Source organism: Nonomuraea sp. NPDC059023 (assembly GCF_042740095.1).
Classification (GTDB): Bacteria; Actinomycetota; Actinomycetes; order Streptosporangiales; family Streptosporangiaceae; genus Nonomuraea.
Genome location: NZ_JBHYIO010000005.1, coordinates 38935 through 54063 on the forward strand (window position 1 = coordinate 38935; position 15129 = coordinate 54063).

The 15129-nt window shown below is 70.8% G+C and carries 15 protein-coding genes; 6 read left to right on the forward strand and 9 right to left on the reverse strand.

Annotated elements, in window-relative coordinates:
• Positions 1 to 60 precede the first annotated feature (60 nt).
• Genes ACFWYW_RS10285 through ACFWYW_RS10300 form a run of 4 tightly spaced genes read right to left on the reverse strand, consistent with a single transcriptional unit; the run spans position 61 to position 4540 of the window.
• Positions 61 to 1044: an ABC transporter permease gene (locus tag ACFWYW_RS10285; protein ID WP_379619436.1), complete on the reverse strand. Its 984-nt coding sequence runs from the start codon at positions 1042 to 1044 to the stop codon at positions 61 to 63.
• A complete protein-coding gene (locus ACFWYW_RS10290; RefSeq protein WP_379619438.1) occupies positions 1014 to 2597 on the reverse strand; it encodes an ABC transporter substrate-binding protein in 1584 nt (527 codons plus the stop codon). The genes ACFWYW_RS10285 and ACFWYW_RS10290 overlap by 31 nt, the downstream gene beginning before the upstream one ends.
• A 15-nt stretch (positions 2598 to 2612) precedes the next feature.
• A complete protein-coding gene (locus ACFWYW_RS10295; RefSeq protein WP_379619440.1) occupies positions 2613 to 3539 on the reverse strand; it encodes a nitrilase-related carbon-nitrogen hydrolase in 927 nt (308 codons plus the stop codon).
• Positions 3536 to 4540: an agmatine/peptidylarginine deiminase gene (locus tag ACFWYW_RS10300; protein WP_379619443.1), complete on the reverse strand. Its 1005-nt coding sequence runs from the start codon at positions 4538 to 4540 to the stop codon at positions 3536 to 3538. The genes ACFWYW_RS10295 and ACFWYW_RS10300 overlap by 4 nt, the downstream gene beginning before the upstream one ends.
• A 102-nt stretch (positions 4541 to 4642) precedes the next feature.
• Here ACFWYW_RS10300 and ACFWYW_RS10305 point away from each other — a divergent pair, with 102 nt between their 5' ends.
• Together ACFWYW_RS10305 and ACFWYW_RS10310 are read left to right on the forward strand one after the other, a co-directional pair.
• On the forward strand, positions 4643 to 5260 hold the full coding sequence (locus tag ACFWYW_RS10305) for a TetR/AcrR family transcriptional regulator (RefSeq protein WP_379619445.1): 618 nt from the start codon (positions 4643 to 4645) through the stop codon (positions 5258 to 5260).
• Between the two features lie 277 nt (positions 5261 to 5537).
• The gene (locus tag ACFWYW_RS10310; protein WP_379619447.1) at positions 5538 to 6344 is read left to right on the forward strand and encodes an SAM-dependent methyltransferase; all 807 of its coding nucleotides are present in this window, start codon (positions 5538 to 5540) and stop codon (positions 6342 to 6344) included.
• A 9-nt stretch (positions 6345 to 6353) separates the two neighbouring features.
• On the opposite strand, the gene ACFWYW_RS10315 is transcribed toward ACFWYW_RS10310, so the two are convergent.
• The 3 genes from ACFWYW_RS10315 to ACFWYW_RS10325 form a co-directional block, all read right to left on the reverse strand.
• Complete coding sequence (locus ACFWYW_RS10315) at positions 6354 to 6749, reverse strand: RidA family protein (RefSeq protein ID WP_379619449.1); 396 nt, start codon at positions 6747 to 6749, stop codon at positions 6354 to 6356.
• A 34-nt stretch (positions 6750 to 6783) separates the two neighbouring features.
• On the reverse strand, positions 6784 to 6963 hold the full coding sequence (locus tag ACFWYW_RS10320) for a hypothetical protein (RefSeq protein ID WP_379619452.1): 180 nt from the start codon (positions 6961 to 6963) through the stop codon (positions 6784 to 6786).
• 82 nt (positions 6964 to 7045) lie between these two features.
• On the reverse strand, positions 7046 to 7570 hold the full coding sequence (locus ACFWYW_RS10325) for a TetR/AcrR family transcriptional regulator (RefSeq protein WP_379619454.1): 525 nt from the start codon (positions 7568 to 7570) through the stop codon (positions 7046 to 7048).
• A 113-nt stretch (positions 7571 to 7683) separates the two neighbouring features.
• Here ACFWYW_RS10325 and ACFWYW_RS10330 point away from each other — a divergent pair, with 113 nt between their 5' ends.
• Positions 7684 to 8325, forward strand: coding sequence for a class I SAM-dependent methyltransferase (locus ACFWYW_RS10330; protein ID WP_379619456.1), 642 nt, complete (start codon positions 7684 to 7686; stop codon positions 8323 to 8325).
• Between the two features lie 94 nt (positions 8326 to 8419).
• Here ACFWYW_RS10330 and ACFWYW_RS10335 read toward each other — a convergent pair whose 3' ends face one another.
• On the reverse strand, positions 8420 to 9088 hold the full coding sequence (locus ACFWYW_RS10335) for an HAD family hydrolase (protein WP_379619458.1): 669 nt from the start codon (positions 9086 to 9088) through the stop codon (positions 8420 to 8422).
• Positions 9089 to 9194: 106 nt separating this feature from the next.
• On the opposite strand from ACFWYW_RS10335, the gene ACFWYW_RS10340 reads away from it, so the two are divergent.
• Together ACFWYW_RS10340 and ACFWYW_RS10345 are read left to right on the forward strand one after the other, a co-directional pair.
• A complete protein-coding gene (locus ACFWYW_RS10340) occupies positions 9195 to 9365 on the forward strand; it encodes a hypothetical protein (RefSeq protein ID WP_379619460.1) in 171 nt (56 codons plus the stop codon).
• Positions 9366 to 9510: 145 nt separating this feature from the next.
• The gene (locus ACFWYW_RS10345) at positions 9511 to 11382 is read left to right on the forward strand and encodes a glycosyl hydrolase family 18 protein (protein WP_379619462.1); all 1872 of its coding nucleotides are present in this window, start codon (positions 9511 to 9513) and stop codon (positions 11380 to 11382) included.
• Between the two features lie 62 nt (positions 11383 to 11444).
• On the opposite strand, the gene ACFWYW_RS10350 is transcribed toward ACFWYW_RS10345, so the two are convergent.
• Positions 11445 to 12575 (reverse strand): serine hydrolase domain-containing protein, encoded by a 1131-nt coding sequence (locus tag ACFWYW_RS10350; protein WP_379619464.1) that lies wholly within the window; start codon positions 12573 to 12575, stop codon positions 11445 to 11447.
• 154 nt (positions 12576 to 12729) lie between these two features.
• Here ACFWYW_RS10350 and ACFWYW_RS10355 point away from each other — a divergent pair, with 154 nt between their 5' ends.
• Positions 12730 to 14997, forward strand: a complete 2268-nt coding sequence (locus tag ACFWYW_RS10355) for a hypothetical protein (RefSeq protein WP_379619466.1) — start codon at positions 12730 to 12732, stop codon at positions 14995 to 14997.
• Positions 14998 to 15129: the final 132 nt, after the last annotated feature.

The window sequence follows — 15129 nt, forward strand, 5'->3', positions numbered from 1 at the left end:
GGTTCCGGCCGGTGCGCAGCCGGCCGAGGACCGGGCGGTGGATGATCGGGCCGGCGGCGCTCATCCGGCATCACCCCGTACGCCGAGCCGGACCCGTGGGTCGACCAGCGGGTAGCACAGGTCGACGATCAGGTTCGTCACCGTGAACAGCGCGACCACCAGCAGCGTGATGGCCTGGACGACGGGGAAGTCCTTGACCTGCACGGAGCTTTCCAGCAGCGCGCCGAGCCCGCCGATGCCGAAGGCGGCTTCGACCAGCACGGTGCTGATGACGAGACCGGACAGGGTCAGGCCGCTGACGGTGGCGACCGGGCCGAGCGCGTTGCGCAGGACGTGCCGGCGGATCACCTGGCGTTCGGGCAGGCCGCGGCTGCGTGCGACGGTGACGTGTTCGAGGGCGAGCTGGTCCTTCATGGCGCCGCGGGTGACCCGGGCGAGCCAGCCTGTCCAGTACAGGGCCAGCGCCAGGGACGGCAGCGCCAGGTGGTAGATCATGTCGGGCAGCCCGTCGCCGCTGCCGATCGTCGGGAACCAGCCGAGCTGTACGGAGAACACCCACAGCAGGCCGATGGCGGCGACGAACGACGGGGTGCCGAGCGCGAGCGAGGTGCCGACGAGCACCGCCGAGTCGGTGGCGGGCCCGCCCACCGCGGCCAGCCGGCCCAGGCCGATGCCGAAGACCACCACCAGCAGGGCGGCCATCGTGATGAGCAGCAGCGTGCTCGGCAGCCGGGCCTCGATCAGCCCGAGCACCGGGCTGCGGTACTGCGTCGACCGGCCCAGGTCGCCGGTGAGCACGCCGCCCGCCCACTTGAGGTACTGCAGGAAGAACGGGTCGTCCAGGTGGTACTGGGCCCGGATCGCCGCGATCGCCTCCGGGCTCGCCGCCCGGCCGCCGAGCAGGAAGGTCTCCGGGCGGCCGGGGGCCAGGTGGACCGCGCCGAACACCAGGAACGACGCGGTCACCAGCGTCAGCGCCAGCTCCAGCAGGCGCCGCAGCAGGAAGCGGGCGATCATCCGGCCGCGCCCACGTCGGCCGCCCATGGGTAGTACATGTAGGCGATGGAGGTCGGGGCCCCGGTGATGCGCCTGCTGAGGTACAGCGACGTGGGCCATTCGGCGACGGGGATCCAGAGCACCTGCTCGGCCTCCTTCCGCCCCAGCCCGGCGGTCAGCGCCGCCCGCTTGACCGGGTCGTACTCGGCGACGGCCTGGTCGACGAGCGCGTCGTAGGCGGGGTCGGCGTAGCCCATGTAGTTCTCGAAACCGTCGCTGCGGAAGATCGAGTAGCTGGCCAGCGGGTCGGTGATCGACAGGTAGTAGGTGCAGGGGAACAGGTCGACGGCCGCGCGGGCCTTCGGGTCGGAGAACAGCGCGGTGTAGGTGTCGGGCGCGATGGTCTTGAGCTCGACGTCGAGGCCGATCTCGGTGCCCGCCGCCTGTACGGCCGTGGCCAGCAGCGACACGTCGGTGCCGATCGGGCTGGTCGCCACGGTGATCTTCTTGCCGGTGGCGCCGGCCTGCCGGATGAGCTCCTTGGCCGCGGCCACGTCGCGCTTGGCGCCCGCCGGGGCCGCCGTCTGCCGGGGCCAGGCGTCCCGGGGCGCGGGAGCCGCGGCGACCGAGCCGACGCCCTGCAGGCCCGTCTTGACGAAGCCGTCGCGGTCCAGGGCCAGCGACAGCGCCCGCCGTACGCGGACGTCGCTCAGTGTGCCCTTGAGGTTGGTGAAGGCGAGGTTGACCGTGGTCAGGCTCTTGCCGAAGTAGAGCGTGCCCTTGCCGCCCGCGCGCAGACCGGCGTAGCTGTCGGGGGCGATGAGGTAGCCGCCGTCGACCTCGCCGGTCAGCATCGCGTTGGTCCTGGCGGCCGGGTCGGTGATGAAGCGGAAGGTGACCTGCCGGGCTTTCGCCCCCTTGCCCCAGTAGCCGGGGAATCGGTCGAGCGCGATCGACTCGCCCTTGCGCCACGGGCCGAGCCGGTAGGGGCCGGTGCAGTCGGCGCCGCCGTCCGGGTTGCCGTAGTCGCGGCCCTTGGCCTGGACGGCGCGCGGGTTGACGACCGTTCCAGCCGAGGTGGCCATCCACTGGTTGAACTGGGAGTCCGGCCGCTTCAGCCGTACGGTCACCTCCATCGGGCCGCTCTTGCCGATCGAGGCGACCCGGTCGAAGGATTTGGCCCAGTAGGAGCCCAAAGCGGTGTCCAGGTGGCGGCGCAGGCTGAAGACGACGTCGTCGGCGGTGACCTCGCCGCCGCCGTGGTACTTCACCCCGGGCCGGATGCGGTAGACGAACGTCTTCGCGTCCGGCTGCTTCACCTCCTGGGCCAGGCCGGGCTCCAGGCCGAGCTGCGGGGTCCAGCGCATCAGGCTCTCGCAGACGTTGGAAAGGATCATGTTCTGCGGGTAGTCGAAGGCGTAGATGTAGTCGAGCGTCGGCGGCTCGGCGTAGACGGACCAGGTGAAGCCGTCGATCTCGCCCTTGGCGGGCGGCGTCGTGGGCGACAGCGTGAAGCTCGTGCCGGCGGTGGAGTGGGGGGTGGCGGCCCCGCCGCAGGCCACCGCCATGAAGGCGAGGGCCGTGAGTGCTGCGATCCGCATGGGCTCTCCCTGGGGTCAGATCGGGCGGGTCAGCGCGCCGTAGAGCTCCGGCCGCCGGGTGTTGATCAGGCCGAACTCCAGCCAGTCGCGCCGCTGGTCCAGGTCGAGGTCGGCGACGAGGACGGCGGGCCGGTCCCGCGGGGCGCGCAGCATCACGCGGCCGTAGGGGTCGGAGATGAACGACGAGCCGTAGAAGGTGATGAGCCCCTCCGCGCCGACCCGGTTGGGCACCACCATGAACAGGGCGTTGGCCAGCCCGTTGGCGGAGATGGCGTGCTCCCACATGGGCCGGGTGTCGAAGTGCGGCAGTTCCGGCTCCGAGCCGATCGCGGTCGGGTGGACCAGCACCTGCGCGCCCTCCAGCGCGTAGGTCCTGGCCAGCTCGGGGAACCACTCGTCCCAGCAGGTGGGGAAGCCGAACCTGGCGCCGCGGAGTTCCACCACGGGGAAGCCGGTGTCGCCGGGGCGGAAGCACAGGTCCTCGTGGTAGCCGGGGAAGCGCGGTATGTGCAGCTTGCGGGTACGCGCCAGCAGCGTGCCGTCCGGGTCCACGCAGATCGCGGTGTTGTAGCCGAGGCCGCCGTCGGTGGCCCGCTCGTACAGGGAGGCGTGCACCACGACGCCCAGGTCCGCGGCCAGTTCGGTGGCGAGCGCGGTGGTGGGGCCGCCGGGCAGGTCCTCCATGTGGCGGGCGGCGTCCTGCGCCCGCGTCTTGTCGGCGGCGAAGTAGGGGCTGCGGGTGAGCTCGGGCAGGCAGACCACCTCGGCGCCGAGGCCCGCGGCCAGGCGTACCCCGGTGCGCAGGGCCTCGTCGTGGGCCCGTTCGTCGGGCTGCCAGCGCATCTGGACCAGGCCCACCCGCAGGAGCGTGCCGGGTTCCGTGCCGGGCCGGGCCGGTGAACCGAGCGGCGAGCCGTAGGAGGTCAGTTCGGCGTAGTTCACGAGGCCTGCCCCGCGGCCGGAATCTGCTGGGTGACGCAGTGCACGCCGCCGCCGCCGTAGGCGATGACCGGGGTACGCACGCCGACCACGGTGCGGCCGGGGAAGGCGCCGGCGATGACGGCCAGGGCCTTCTCGTCGGCCTCCACTCCGGCGACGGGGACGACCACGCCGCCGTTGGCCACGTAGAAGTTCAGGTAGCCGACCTCGATCGTCTCCCCGGCCACCTCGGTGAACGCGCTCTGGGGCAGTTCGACGAGCTCGAACGGTCTGCCGGCGGCGTCGGTCGAGGCCTCCAGGATCGCCTTGTTGGCGCGCATGCGGGCGTAGTCGGGGTGTCCCGGGTCGTCGGGGAGCTGGATGAGCACCGTGCCGGGGGCGGTGAACGCGGCGACGCCGTCCACGTGGCCGTCGGTCTCCCGGTCCTCCAGCCCGCCGTACGGCAGCCAGATCACCTTGGTGACGCCCAGCCTGGCCTTGAGCTCGTCATCGATCTCGGCGCGGGTCAGGCCGGGGTTCCTGTTGGGGTGGAGCAGGCACTGCTCGGTGGTGATCAGCGTGCCCTCGCCGTCGACGGTGATCGCGCCGCCCTCAAGGATCATGCCGGACTCGACGCGGGCGACGCCGAGGCGGTCCAGGAGCAGGGCGGAGATCCTGTCGTCCCGGTCCCAGGGGTGGTGCTTGCCGCCCCAGGAGTTGAAGCGGAAGTCCACGCCGGCGCGGGAGCCGTCCGGGCCGAGTACGAAGATCGGGCCGGAGTCGCGCAGCCACGAGTCGTCGATCGGCAGCTCGACCACCTCGACCGTGTCGCCGCACTCCGCACGCGCCTGTTCGCCCTGGCCGGGCAGCGCCACCATCGTCACCGGCTCGAACCGCGCGATGGCGCGGGCCACCGCCGCGTACTCCTGCCGGGCGGAGGTGAGCAGGTCGCCCCACAGTTCCTCCCGGGTCGGCCAGGCCATGAGGCAGCCGTCATGGACGGCCCATTCGGCGGGCATGCGCATGATCACTCCTGTCTGAAAATTCAGTCAGCCTTAGGGAGTTGCTATAGTGCCCACCGACTGAAGATTCAGTCAAGGTGTCCCGACCCTGCGACGTGAGGTGAAATGTCGTCCGATCGCCAGCGGCAGATCCTGGAAGCGGCCGTCCGCGTCATCGCCCACAGCGGCGTGCGCGGGCTACGGGTGGAAAAGTTGTCCGCCGAGGCCGGAGTGTCGACCGCGCTGATCTACTACCACTTCGGCGACCGGGCCGGGCTCATGCGCAAGACGCTGGAGTTCGTCAACGAGCGCGCCGGCCGCTACACGCACGAGGCCATGGAGATCGGCAAGGACCCGCGCGAGCAGCTCGAACTGCTCCTGCTCCTCGAACTGCAGGACACCCCCGCGGTCCGGGAGAACAGCGCGGCCTGGGGCGAGCTGCGGGCCAGCGCGGTCTTCAACCCCGACCTGCGCGAGCCGCTCAGCACCTCCACGCGCGGCTGGGTCGACGACCTCGCCGCCATGATCAGGCAGGCTCAGGCGGCCGGGCTGGCCGCCGCGCGGGCCGATCCGCCGGCCGTGGCGGAACGGCTGACCGCCCTGGTCGAAGGCGTGAGCGAACGCTGGCTCAGCGGATCGATGACGCTGGAGCGCGCCCGCGAACTGGTGGAGGGCGCCGTCATCGCGGAGCTCGGGGAAGCGTCGAGTCCCGTTCCACCAGACGGGTCGGCAGGGCCCGCGTGACGGGGGCCGCGGCCCCGCCCTCCAGCAGGTCGGCGGAGCGCGATCGCCGCGGCCTTCGGCAAGCCGGTGGTCATGCTCAACCTGGACAACCTCTACGGAAACGGCGGTGGCGGCGCGCACTGCGTCACCATGCAGGAACCCACCCCCTGACCTGACTCGCGGGCGGGCGCCCACGCGGGGCCGCCCGCCCCGACCGGTGTGCGCCGTCCGCTCCGTGCCCTATGGTGGATCTTGAGTGCGGGGCCAGAAGACCACGACCGGAAGGCGGAATCCGGATATGGAAGACGTTCCACAGCACCGGCCCACACCGATGGATCTGCAGACCCACCGGCCGCACTCGGCGCGGGTCTACGACTACATCATGGGCGGCAAGGACAACTTCGCCGCCGACCGGGAGACCGCGTCCAAGGTGCTGACCAACTGGCCGGGACTGCGCACCTCGATGCTCGCCAACCGCGCCTGCATGCACCGGATGGCCCGTTACCTGGCCGACGCGGGCATACAGCAGTTCGTCGACATCGGCACCGGCATCCCCTCCTCCCCGAACCTGCACGAGGTCGTCCAGGAGAGCGCCCCCGAGGCCCGGATCGTCTACGTCGACAACGACCTCATCGTGCTGACTCATGCGAGGGCCCTGCTGGCCGGTACGCCCGAGGGCCGCATCGCCTACATCCAGGCCGACATGCGTACCCCCGAGGCGCTCCTCGGCGACCCCACCCTGCACGAGGTGATCGACCTCACACGCCCGGTGGCCCTGACGGTGATCGCCATGCTCCAGTTCGTGGAGGACGCCCAGGGCCTGGTGGAGGCCCTGATCGCCCCTCTTCCGGCCGGCAGCCACCTAGCCGTCACCATCCCGACCGCCGACCTGGCCCCCGAGTCCGAGCAACTGGCCCGCGAGTACACCAGCAGCGGCATCCCCATGTACCTGCGCACCCGCGCCGAGGTGGAACGCCTGTTCACCGGCCTGGACCTCCTCGACCCGGGCGTCGTCCCGATGCCCCGCTGGCGCCCCGCCCCCGGCGACCGGCCCCTCCCGGACACCGCCACCAACATGTACGCCGCGGTGGGCCGCAAGCCGTAGCGGCCGGAGCTACGTCGTGACCGCGACGGCGTCGACCTCCAGCAGGTACTCCGGCCTGGACAGCGTGGCGACCCCCACCAGCGTGTCCGCCGGCTTGTGATCGCCGAACAACGCGACCCTGCCCTCCTCGATCTGCGCGAGATGCTCACGCCGGTACCCGGCGACGAAGATCGTCAGCTTCGTCACCTGGTCGGGACGGGCACCCGCGGCGGCGAGCGCATGTCCGATATTGGCGAACACCTGGCGCGCCTGGGCCGTCATGTCCCCCGGTCCGACGAGGTTGCCCGCCCGGTCCTCGGCCACCTGACCGGCTATGAAGACCATCCGCGTGCCGGTGGCGACGACGACGTGGCTGTAGGTCGCCGGTGGGTCGAGTTCACCGGGATTGATGGATTCCAATGCCATGGGAGCACCCTCTCCAGAGGAGGCGACGACCGGGTCACGGCCGGCGCCCGGTGTAGTGGTGGATGATCAGGGCCGCGATGAAGCCGAGGCAGACGATTCCGGCGATCAGGCCGGCGACCTGGGCCGTACCGCCGATGGTGCCGCCGATGGTGTTGATGGCCGCGAACACGAGGAAGCCGATCCACAGGAGCACACGGCGGCGGGGGTCGTTCATGGCGGCCAGTCTAGAAAGGCGCCTGCGGCCGGGAGAATGCCGTAGCCTGCCGGGCCGGTGGTAGTGCAGGTGGGAAGGAACGTCACAGAGCCTCCACCCCCGGCAGGACCGTGGCGCGGAAGGCGGCGTCGAGCTCGGCGGGCGTCGCGGTGATCTCCTCGTCCACCCACCTGCGCAGCAACGTCATGAACGCCCCCGCCACACAGCTCACCACCAGCTCGGACACCTCCCCCTTCCTGGCCTCCAGCTCCGCGCGGATCATCCGGCCCAGCATCCGTTCGCCCCGCGCCATCACCACCCCGCCGCCGCGCCTGCCGAGCAGCGCCTTCACCAGCCGCCGCTGCTCGTGCACGTGCTCGAACATCGGCAGGCTGAAGGCGAACAACCGCCCGTCCACGCCCGGCTCCGCATGCAGGAAGGTCAGCGCCTCCAGATTGCTGAACAGCACGTCCTGCTTGTCGGTGAAGTGCGCGTAGAACGTGGATCGGCCCACGTCGGCCCGGTCGATGATGTCGGTGACCGTCACCGCGTCGTAGCCCTTCTCCAGCGTCAGCTCCACCAGCGCCCCCTGGATGGCCTGCCGCGTGCGCCGTACCCGCCGGTCCAATGTCCCTCCTTGTGTTCAGTACGGCACAGCCGGGCAGAACTGTTTGTTGCCCCGGCAACACCGACAGACAGACTATTCATTACAGAACACTCTGTTCGATATCGGAGGCGATCATGGGTTTGGGCAGGCTTCTGCACCGGCACGAGGAACACGCCGACCACGGCGGCACGATCGACCATCCCCGCGCCTACGGCATGGGCGCCACCCTCGGATTCCTGGGCCGGCGCCGCGAGGTCTTCACCCGCCTGGCCACCAGGTCCGGGGTGCGGACCGGCGACCGGGTCCTCGACGTGGGCTGCGGCACCGGCTACCTGACCAGGATCGTCGCCCCGATCGCCGCCGAGGTCACCGGCGTGGACCCCTCGCCGCCCATGGTGGAGCACGCCCGCTCGCGGGCCCCGCGCAACTGCGCCTACCTGGTCGGCGAGGCTCAGGCGCTGGCCCTGCCGGACGCGTCGTTCGACGTGGTGATGTCCACGCTCGCGGTCCACCACGTTCCGGCCGATCTGCGCGGCGCCGCCGTACGGGAGATGTTCCGGGTGCTGCGTCCCGGCGGACGGCTGCTCATCGCCGAGTTCCGCCCGCCGACCGGACGGCTGACCGGGCGGCTCGTACGGCTGCTCACCGGACCCGCCATGCGCCACAGCCCGCGCGAACTCCTCGGCGACCTGATCCCCGACGCGGGCTTCCTGGTCGAGGGGGAAGGCGAGCTCAGCCCGATGATCTACTACGTCACCGCCGTACGCCCGAGATAGGTCACGGTGACTGTGGCAACCGGGGGCATGGCCTGCCGCCTCGCGGCCGGCGGTCGGGAGCGTGGTGTCCGCGCCGGCGGCGTGGGCCCGCCGTTCATGACCGGGCGGTCTCCAGGTGGGCCACGGCCTCGACCATCTGGGGGAAGGTGTCGATGAACGCGTCGACACGATGGGCGGCGAAGTCGGCACGCCGCCGGACGCCGCTCTGCATGCAGGCGATGAAGCGCAGGCCGGCGCCGTTGGCGGCGTGGGCGTCGCCGGGTGAGTCGCCGACATACAGGCAGTGATGGGGGTCGAGCCCGGTGGCGGCGAGGAGTTCGTCGAAGGCGCGGGCGTCGGGCTTGCTGTAGCGCATGTTGCCCGCGTGGTAGACGGCGGCGAGGCGGCCGGTCAGCGCGTGGTCCGGGGCCAGCAGGTGCTCGACCTCGGCTTCCGTACGTGAGGTCAGCAGCATGAGGCTGCGGCCCGCGGCGGCGAGCGCGTCGAGCGCCTGGAGGTTCTCCTGCGCGACGACGTCCAGCCGCCCGTCCGCCACATACCGCCGCAGCACGGCCGGGTACGCGGCGGCGAAGGCCTCGACGTCGATGCCCGGCGAGCGCGACGGCATCGCCTCCAGCAGCGGCTGCCCCCACGTGGACAGGTGCACGTCCCGGGACATCGGCTCACGGCCGATACACGCCAGGACCTCGTTCTCGAGCTCGAAGCACGCCGCCTCGGTGAGGCAGAGCGTGTCGTCCACATCAATCACCACGGCGCGGATCACCCGGTAAGGATACGGAAGCCGTGCCTTGGCCTTGCGCCGCACAAACCCGGGCCGCTCGCGTGGAAGAACCGTCGTGCCAGGCCAAGGCACCGCAGGACGCGGCGGGGTGAGCGTCCACCTGGTCCTGGTGCCTCGCCCGCCGCTTCTTCGCCATCCGGGCCGGGACGCTCGCTGGGGGCGCCTCGTGCTGATCGGCATCGGCCTGCTGATCCTCGTCGACCTTTTGATCCAGATATTGACGACCTGGCGGGCAGGGGTTAACGTCGCAGGTAATTAAAAGGAAACTTTCCTAAGAGTTTCTGCGCTTCTCTTCATCCCACCCCCCAAGCACCGGATGTCGGAGCACTATGAAGCATCGCAAAACACTCGCAGTCCTGGCGGCCTTACTCTTGCCACTCGGCGCAGCGGTGGTCGCCCCGCCCATGGCCTTCAGTGCCAGCAGCACCCAGGTCGCCTTCGCCGACTGGGCCCCGTGGACCGCGTACACCGCGGGCACCCGGGTCACCTACAACGGCGTCGAGTACGAATGCCGGCAGAGCCACACCTCCCAGCCAGGCTGGGAGCCGCCCAACGTCGCGGCCCTGTGGAAGACCACCGGCGGCGGAGGCACCGACACGCAGGCGCCCAGCGTTCCCGGCAACGCCCGCTCGACCGGCGTCACCGCCAGCAGCGTCTCCCTCGCCTGGAACGCCTCGACCGACAACGTCGGCGTCACCGGCTACGAGATCTACCGCGGCGGCACCCTGGTCACCACCGTGACCGGAACCACCCACACCGACAGCGGGCTCACCGCCAGCACCAGCTACACCTACACGATCCGGGCCCGCGACGCGGCGGGCAACCGCTCGGCCGACAGCGCGGCGGTCACGGCGACCACCTCGGGCGGCGGCGGTGACAACCAGGCGCCCACCGTGCCGGGCAACCTCCGCTCCACCGGCGTCACCTCCAACAGCGTCTCCCTCGCCTGGAACGCCTCAACCGACAACGTCGGCGTCACCGGCTACGAGATCTACCGCGGCGGCACCCTGGTCACCACCGTGACCGGAACCACCCACACCGACACCGGGCTCAGCTCGAACACCGCCTACACCTACACCGTCCGCGCCCGCGACGCCGCAGGAAACCGCTCGGCCGCGAGCAACTCGGCCTCCGCCACCACCTCGGACGGCCCCGGCGGCGGCGGCAACAAGGTCCTCGGCTACTTCGTCCAGTGGGGCGTCTACCAGCGCGGCTACCACGTCAAGAACATCGACACCAGCGGCTCGGCCGCCAAGATGACCCACATCAACTACGCCTTCGCCAACACCACGGGCGGCCGCTGCACCATCGGCGACTCCTTCGCCGACTACGAGAAGTCCTACTCGGCGGCCGAGAGCGTCGACGGCGTCGCCGACACCTGGGACCAGCCGCTGCGCGGTAACTTCAACCAGCTGCGCAAGCTGAAGAAGAAGTACCCGAACCTCAAGATCCTCTTCTCCATCGGCGGCTGGACCTGGTCCGGCGGCTTCACCCAGGCCGCGGCCAACCCCACCGCGTTCGCCGAGTCCTGCTACCAGATGGTCGAGGACCCCCGCTGGGCCGACGTCTTCGACGGCATCGACATCGACTGGGAGTACCCCAACGCCTGCGGCCTGACCTGTGACAGCAGCGGCTTCGCGTCCTTCAAGAACGTGATGCAGGCCGTACGCGCCCGCTTCGGCCCGAACAACCTGGTCACCGCGGCCATCACCGCGGACGGCACCAACGGCGGCAAGATCGACGCGGCCGACTACGGCGGCGCCGCGCAGTACGTCGACTGGTACAACGTCATGACCTACGACTTCTTCGGCGCCTGGGCCGCGCAGGGCCCGACCGCCCCGCACTCGCCTCTCACCTCCTACACCGGCATCCCGATCGCGGGCTTCTACTCCGACAACGCCATCCAGAAGCTCAAGAGCAAGAACATCCCGGCGAGCAAGCTGCTCCTCGGCATCGGCTTCTACGGCCGAGGCTGGACCGGCGTCACCCAGGCCACACCTGGCGGAACCGCAACCGGCCCGGCGCCAGGCACCTACGAACCGGGCAACGAGGACTACAAGGTGCTCAAGACCCGCTGTCCCTCCACCGGCACCGTCGCGGGCACGGCCTACGCCTTCTGCGGCAACCAGTGGTGGAGCTACGACACACCGGCCACCATCGGCGGCAAGATGACGTACTCGAAGAACCAGGGCCTCGGCGGCGCGTTCTTCTGGGAGCTCAGCGGCGACACCTCCAACGGTGAACTGATCACCGCGCTCAAGAACGGTCTCGGCTGACCGTCTGACCGTTGAAGGCCGGTCCCGTAAGGGGCCGGCCCTCTCGTCTTGTCCCGGGCTGCTCAGCCGCCCAGCTGGTAGACGTGGTCAGGGGTGACGACGCCGGTGACCGCCCGGCCGAGGACCGTGCTGGGTTCCTGGCCCTCGTACGAGATGTCGGTGTTGAGCAGCATGACCAGCGTCGCCTGATACGCGGGCAGGTAGATCGTCAGCGTCTGGTAGCCGGGCAGCGAGCCGTTGTGCCCGATCCAGCCCTCCACGTTGAAGATGCCGAGCCCGTAGCCCGTGCCGGAGATCTGCGTCGTTCCCGTCTTGAGGCGCTCGGCCTGTGTACGCGGGCTCAGCAGCGAGCCGGTGGCCAGGATTCTCGCCCACTTCCGCTGGTCCTCCAGGTCCGAGATCATCGCGCCGGCGGCCCAGCCCCAGGAGGGGTTCCAGCCGGTGGCGTCCTCGACCGCGCCCGTTGCGGTCTGGTTGGTGTAGCCGTGGGGGTGCGGGCTCGGGAAGGCGGCGCCGGTCGGGAAGATCGTCCGGTTCAGGCCCTCGGGCTTCAGGATGTTGGCGCCGACGAACTCGTGCAGCGGCTGACCGCCGAGCTTCTCCACGACCAGCCCCAGGAGGATGAGGTTGGTGTTGCAGTAGGAGAACTCGGCGCCCGGCTCGAACAGCACGGGATGCTTGAAGGAGAAGGCCAGGAGCTCCCGCGGCGTGAAGGAGCGCGTGGGGTCGCCGGTGAGCGCCTTGAAGAACCCCTCGTCCTCGCTGTAGTTGAACAGCCCGCTGCGCATGCCGGCGAGCTGGCGCAGCGTGATGCGCTCGCCGTTCGGGACGCCCTCGACGTAGTCGGCGATCGGGTCGTCCAGGCCGGCCTTGCCCCGGTCGACGAGCTGGAGCAGCGCGGTCACGGTGAACGTCTTGGTGACGCTGCCGATCCGCGAGTACACGCCGGGCGTCATCGCGGCGCCGGTCGCCTTGTCGGCGACGCCGAAGGCCCGCACGTACGAGCCCTTGCCGGGAGCCGACAGGCCGACGACGACGCCGGGCACGCCCGCTTCACGCATGGTCTTCTGTACGACGGAGTCCAGGCGGGCGGTCACCGCCGGTGTCAATTCGGGAAACTCCCGCGCCGCGACCGCAGCCCCGGCAGGCGTCTGCAGGGCCAGCAGCCCGGCCAGGACCACCAGCACGCGCATTCGTGAGCACCTCATGGATGAGCCTCCCCCCGAACCCTCCTACCAGCGTAAACGTCCGCCGATCCGGAACTGTGACGACCTGGCCACTAGCCGCGACCACGCCTTCCGCGGGAAAAGGGGGAGTTCATATCACTGCCAACCGGGACGGAGCGCAATGAAGCGTGCCAAGAAGAACCAGGATCCGACCGCGGGCGACACCGACACCACGCCGGTGGAAGGACCGATTCCCCTGGTTGCCCAGTCCCACTCCGACCTGCCCAAAGGCGCGACCGTCTACCTGCGCCCCGCCATCCTGCCGCAACCGGGCAGCGACCTCATCCGGCGCGTGGTCATCAGCCCCCGTCCCCGCACCCCCTCCCCCTTCGGCGCGCGCATGGGCGACCACACCATCGCCTGGCAGGTCCACCTCGACGCGCTCAAGGCGGTCCTGCACAACCTGACCCTGACCGAGGCCATCGGCAAGGTCCAGGCCCTGCACGACGAGGCGACCGCCTGGATGTCCAACCTCGACTCCACCCAGATGAAGCTCTTCCTGTGGCTGGAGGACCACGAGGAACGCGCGCCCAGGCTGGAGGACGCCGCCCACCGCACGGTGACCGGCCTGGATCTGGCCCGCAGGGTGCTGCGCGACGGCCCGCGGAAGAAGCAGGACGGCTCGATGGAGACCCAGGACGAGGTGCGCGCCCGCGCCGCCGACACGCTGGGCGTGGCCGTCGCCCACCACCTGGCCTACGTGAACTACCTGCCGTACGCCACCGTCTTCAACCCCTCGGCCCGCGGCTCGATCGGGTCGGGTGAGGGCCGCTACCGGAACGTCCTCATCGCCCACGAGCGCCACTCCCTGTCCATGGACCGTCTGGCGCTCCAGCGTGAGGAGGAGGCGAAGCTGGCCGCCGAGCAGATGGAGACGGAGCAACCCGGGCAGCCCGCGCAACCCAAGCCGCAGCCGCCGAAGGACCCGGACCCGCCCTACACCGCCGTCCAGGTCAAGGATGCGCTGTGGCGGATGTTCTCCTACGACGCCGCCCTGCGCGAGTCGGGGATCATCTTCCTGCTCGACCCCGAGGCGGCCAAGGTCCCGCGTACCAGCTACGACGAGCTCGCGACCCTGGCCGAGAACCTGGAGAAGCTGGTCAGCGGCATCGGTTCGTTCGCCATGACCGCCGCCGACATCGAGACCAAGGCCGAGACGATCGCGCAGAGGTACGCCAGGCCCACCGACGACCAGGAACTCTTCCACGCCGCCAAGTCCATCAAGACCGCGGCCCGCAGCGTCATCGGCCTGTCCCCGGGCAGCGGCAAGGAGCGGCTGCGCGAGCTGCGAAAGGGCGAGGGCCGGCACGTCGGCACCGCCCTCAGCCGCGCCCTGCTCTCGGTCCAGGCCATCGAGAGCCTGGCCAAGGACGCCGCCGCCCGGGTCGAGGCCATCGTGCCGACGCTGGTCCACGAGCATCAGAGCCTGGTCGCCGCCGCGTACCCGCGCAGTGTGACCTACTCCGGCTTCTTCGGCGCCTCCGCCGCCACGGAGGCCAGGGCCAAGCTCACCGCCGAGCTGCGCCGTCTCTTCCCCGGGGCCGACCTCGGCAAGGAGGAGGTCACGAACCTGCTGACCCGGATCGCCGCGGCGTGGAAGACGATGCCCGTCCTGCCGGACGCCACCGGCTCCAACGCCTGGGTGGACGACGCGGCAAACGACCCGCTCGTGGTGACCTTCACCGCCGGTCAGCCCCTGGTCGTCAACGGCCGCGCGCCCGCGCCTCCCGGGGTCACCGGGATGGGCTGCCACACGACCGCCTGGGTGGTCCAGTGCGGCGCCCTGTCGCGCCAGCTCGCCACGGCGGCGAACGAGGACCTCGCCATGGCGAAGGTGCGCCAGCTCGTCACCGACGACCTGAAGTCGGAGGTGATGAAGCTGGACCGGCTGCTGCCGATCATCCAGCTGGAGGGCGGCCAGCTCGACGAGCTGTTCGACGCGGCGCTGGAGGCGCTGACCGCGACCACGGCCGGTGAGGCCGCCACCGCCTACCTCAGCTTCCGCAACCTGCTCCCCTTCGCCACCGTGGACACCGGCGACCGTGGCGGCCACGGCGAGAAGGCCGACGCCGGGCGGAAGGAGACCTACGACGCGAAGGCGCTGGCGGACACGGTGTCGCTGGTGCAGGAGGACCTGGCCAGACTGCGCGCCCACTCGTACGGCAAGCGCCTGTCCACCATCGCCTCCGGTCTGCGCAAGAGCCTGAAGGAGGACGAGACCCACTGGGGCAGCCCGACCGCCCTGCGCGAGGCCGTCACCGCCTCCGCCAAGCGCCTCAACGCGCTGGCCAGGCAACTGCGCCTGGGAACCGTGCCGGACGCGACCAAGGTCATCAGCACCGCCCGCTGGGACGAGCACGACCGGCTCTACACCCTGGCCCACTCCTAGCCCCCTCGCGGGGGCGCGGCCGGGGGGAAGTCGCGGGGGGCCCCCGCCCCCCGCCCCCCCCACCGTGGGCCGCGCCCCCGCCCGGCCCCCGCGGCGGGGGGCGGGGGGGCCCGGGGGGGGCCACCCCAAGGG